The organism is Falsiroseomonas oryzae, assembly GCF_027856955.1.
In the GTDB taxonomy this organism is placed as follows: Bacteria; Pseudomonadota; Alphaproteobacteria; order Acetobacterales; family Acetobacteraceae; genus Falsiroseomonas; species Falsiroseomonas oryzae.
Genome location: NZ_JAPSMD010000479.1, coordinates 1 through 3,833, shown reverse-complemented (window position 1 = coordinate 3,833; position 3,833 = coordinate 1). Strand labels below are relative to the sequence as shown.

5 protein-coding genes are annotated in these 3,833 nt (G+C 72.5%); 3 read left to right on the top strand and 2 right to left on the bottom strand.

Translation table 11 applies throughout. The features are described from left to right. Nucleotides 1-574 (bottom strand): phosphate/phosphite/phosphonate ABC transporter substrate-binding protein (gene phnD / locus OZN99_RS27370; protein ID WP_270938392.1); only part of this gene is annotated, 574 nt, incomplete at its 3' end. A 61-nt stretch (nucleotides 575-635) separates the two neighbouring features. Continuing rightward, nucleotides 636-1,463, bottom strand: a complete 828-nt coding sequence (phnC, locus tag OZN99_RS27365) for a phosphonate ABC transporter ATP-binding protein (RefSeq protein ID WP_270938391.1) — start codon at nucleotides 1,461-1,463, stop codon at nucleotides 636-638. Nucleotides 1,464-1,627: 164 nt separating this feature from the next. On the opposite strand from phnC, the gene OZN99_RS27360 reads away from it, so the two are divergent. The 3 genes from OZN99_RS27360 to nfi all read left to right on the top strand — a co-directional run bounded on the left by OZN99_RS27360 (nucleotide 1,628) and on the right by nfi (nucleotide 3,806). Next, nucleotides 1,628-1,966 (top strand): NIPSNAP family protein, encoded by a 339-nt coding sequence (locus OZN99_RS27360; RefSeq protein ID WP_270938390.1) that lies wholly within the window; start codon nucleotides 1,628-1,630, stop codon nucleotides 1,964-1,966. Between the two features lie 109 nt (nucleotides 1,967-2,075). After that, nucleotides 2,076-3,038 (top strand): metal ABC transporter substrate-binding protein, encoded by a 963-nt coding sequence (locus OZN99_RS27355; protein WP_270938389.1) that lies wholly within the window; start codon nucleotides 2,076-2,078, stop codon nucleotides 3,036-3,038. Between the two features lie 84 nt (nucleotides 3,039-3,122). Beyond that, on the top strand, nucleotides 3,123-3,806 hold the full coding sequence (gene nfi / locus OZN99_RS27350; protein ID WP_270938388.1) for a deoxyribonuclease V: 684 nt from the start codon (nucleotides 3,123-3,125) through the stop codon (nucleotides 3,804-3,806). Nucleotides 3,807-3,833: the final 27 nt, after the last annotated feature.

Genomic DNA, 3,833 nt, shown 5'->3' with positions numbered 1-3,833 from the left:
GCTCGTGCCCGCCGGCGAAGCCGGTGCGGCTGAAGAAGGTGTCGATGTTGATGCCGGCCTCGCGCAGCTCGCTGCGCGGCACCAGGAAGCCGGAGGTGGAGTTCGGGTCGGCCCAGGCCAGGCTGCGTCCGCGCATCGCCTCCAGGCTGGTGATGCCGCTGTCGGCGCGGACATACATCAGCGAGACGTAGCTGTCGGACCCGTCGGATTCCAGCGCGACGACCAGCGGCTCGATGTTGCCGTTGGTGTCCAGCCAGATCCGGGCATAGCCCAGCGGGCCGAGGCCAGCCATCTCCAGCTGGCGCGCGGCGAAGCCCTGCAGCACGCCGGCATAGTCGCCCGCCGGGAAGATGCGCGCCGGCACGCCGAAATGCGCCTGGATCAGGTCGCGGTAGCGGCCGTAGCGCGCCAGGCGGTCGGCCTCGTTCTCTCCGCCGAGCAGGCCGATGCGGATCTCCCGCACCTGATCGGCCCATGCGCGGCGCCCGGAAGGCGGCATGGCGGGGGCTTGCGCGAAGGCTGGGACGAGAGGCGCAGCCGCGAGCAGGGCGGCAAGGTGCCGTCGGGTCAGCATGGGTCGGACTCTCCCGGTCGAGGGGTTGGGGCGATCTCGACCGGTCCGACCCGCGCGCGCGCTAGGCCGGCACGGCCGCCGCGCCCGTGCGCCGCGCCGGCGCCTGGGCTGCAGTCGGGTGGGCGGTCTCCTCGAACTCGTCCTCGGAGACGCCGTAGATCTCCTCGACGCGCGCCGCGGTCAGCTCGGCCGGCGGGCCGTCGAACATCACGCGGCCGGCCTGCATCGCGACGATGCGGTCGCAGTAGTGCCGGGCGGTGGACAGGTGGTGCAGGTTGGTCAGCACGGTGATCCCGTCTTCGCGGTTCACCTGCCTGAGCGCATCCATCACCACCTTCGCGTTGCGCGGATCGAGGCTGGCGATCGGCTCGTCGGCCAGGATCAGCTTCGGTTCCTGCAACAGGGCGCGGCAGATCGCGACGCGCTGCTGCTGCCCGCCCGAAAGCGTGTCCGCCCGCTGCAGCGCGGTGTCCGCCAGGTCGAAGCGGTCCAGCACCTGGATCGCCATCGCCCGCTCCTCCGCGCTGAACATCCTGAGCAGCGAGGTCAGCGTGCCGAGCGCGCCGGGGCGATGGTTCAGGCGTCCGACCAGCACGTTGGTCAGCACGTCCAGCCGCTGCACCAGGTTGAACTGCTGGAAGATCATCGCGCAGTCGGTGCGCCACCGGCGCAGCGCCGCGCCCTTCAGCGCGGTGATGTCCTGGCCGCCGTACAGGATGCGGCCTTCCGACGGCTCGGTCAGGCGGTTGATCATCCGCAGCAGCGTGGACTTGCCCGCACCGGACCGGCCGATGATCCCGACCATCTGGCCGTCCGGAATGACAAGCCGCACATCGTCCACGGCCGTCACCGCACCGAAGCGCCGCGTGAGGCCTTGAAGCTCCAGCATCCTCGCCGTCCTTCTCGGAGGCCGCCTATACAAGCGGCCGGTGACATCCACGTGACGCCCATATGACGTCACGATTGCCGCGTGCCCAGCGCCGATCGCGGGCAGCTTTGCAGGCGCCATCGCCGGGGCGATCCTGCCCCGCCCGCGACAGGAGGCGGGACCGCATGATCGCCGATGTCCGAATCTACACGACGCTGCCGAACCGCCTGCCGGAATTCGTCGCCCTCTACGAGGCGAAGGCGTGGCCGCTGCAGCTCAAATACCTGGAGAACTGCCTGGGCTGGTACACCACGGTGGAAGGCGAGTTGAACACCGTGGTCCATATCTGGGGCTATGCCGACCAGGGCGACCGGGAGCGGCGCCGCAACGCCATGGCAGCCGATCCGGCCTGGGGTGCCTATCTGAAGGAAGCAGGCGAGCGCGGCCTGCTGCTGAAGATGGAGAACCGGATCGCCCGCCCCACCGGCTTCTTCACCGCCTTCCAGGCGCAGAGGCGGGGCTGATCCGCGGAACCGAGGGGCAGGGGGCGCGGGATGCCGCGCCTCTGCCCTTGCCGGCTTGGCCCTGGTCCAGATACGTTATATCATAACGCTTTCTGCACCGAGAGCCGACATGCGCCGCCGCCACGTCCTGATCCTTGCCGGTCTCGCCCTGCCCGCGCTCGCCGTCCGCCGTGTCGGCGCGCAAGGCGCGGTCCGTGTCGTCGCCTCCTTCTCCATCCTCGGCGACATGGTGGCGCAGGTCGCCGGCGAGCGCGTGGCGCTGCGCACCATCGCCGGGCCGAATGCCGACGCGCACAGCTTCCAGCCGCGCCCCTCCGACGCTGAGGCGCTGCGCGGCGCGGCGCTGGTGGTGCGCAACGGGCTCGGCTTCGACGGCTGGCTGGACCGGATGATCCGCAGCACCAACCACCGCGGCCCGGTGGTGACCGCGACGGAAGGCATCAGCCCGCGCAGCATGCCGGCCCATTCGCACGGCCACAGCCACGGGCAGGGCGGCGGGGATCGGCGGCCGCAGCAAGGTGCCGGGCCGCGCATGGTGCCGGACCCGCATGCGTGGCAGGATCCGCGCCTCGGCGCGATCTATGCGCGCAACATCGCGCGCGGCCTGGCGGCGGTCGATCCCGCCAACGCCACCGCGCACCAGGCCGCCGGAGAGGCCTTCGCCGCCCGGCTCGAAGCCCTGGACGGCTGGATCCGCGACCAGCTGGCCGGCGTGCCGGAGGCGCGGCGCAAGGTCGTCACCAGCCACGACGCCTTCGGCTATTTCGGCGCCGCCTACGGCATCCGCTTCAGCGCACCGCAGGGCGTCTCCACCGAGGCCGAGCCCAGCGCCCAGCAGGTGGCGCAGCTGATCCGCCAGGTTCGCGCGGAAGGCATCACAGCGGTCTTCATGGAGAACATGGGCAACCCTGCCACGCTCGAGCGCCTGGCGCGGGAGGCCGGGGTGCGCGTGCGCGGCCGCCTCTATGCCGACGCCCTGTCGGAGCCGACCGGCCCCGCCCCCACCTACGAAGCGATGTTCCGCCACAACATCGGCCTGCTGGTGCCGGCGATGCGCGGCGATCCGGCGTGAGGCCGGGACACGCCGGCACCTCGCACGCGATCCTGTTCCGAACGGGCTTTGCGGGGTTCCGGCCGGGCCGCCAGGATCGCCGGCATGTCGGGCCTTCCCGGTGACCTCCCCTTCCCCGAGACGGCCGCCGCGGCGCGCCGGCTGATCCCCGAACTTGCCGCACGTGTGGTGACGGAGGATCGCCTCGGCGCGGTGCGCGTGATCGGCGGCGCCGACGCCTCCTCCACCCGCTTCGACCCGACGCGCGCGGTGCATGCGGCGATGGTGGCGCTGGACTGGCCTTCCCTCGTGCCGCTCGGTGAGGCCGGCGCGGTGCGTCGCGGCGGGCTGCCCTATGTCCCGGGTCTGCTCGGCTTCCGCGAGGTGCCGGCGCTGGCCGAGGCCTGGGCCGCCCTGCACCCCAGGCCCGACCTTGTGCTGGTGGACGGCCACGGCCTCGCGCATCCGCAGGGACTCGGCATCGCCTGCCTGCTCGGCCTGGTGCTGGACGTGCCGACCATCGGCGTCGCCAAGTCGGTGCTGGTCGGCGAGGTCGCCGGCGACCTGCCGGACGAGGCCGGCGCCCGCGCGCCCCTCGTCTGGAAGGGGCGGCAACTCGGCATCGCGCTGCGGTCGCGCCGGGGTGCCAACCCGCTCCTCGTCTCGATCGGCCACCGCGTTTCCTTGGACACGGCAATCGCGTGGGTGGAGCGCTGCCTGCGCGGCCGGCGACTGCCGGAACCCACCCGCGCCGCGCACGACGCGGCCGGGGCGCTGCGGCGGCGCTGAGCCGCGGCGTCAGCCGCCGCGTCGCCA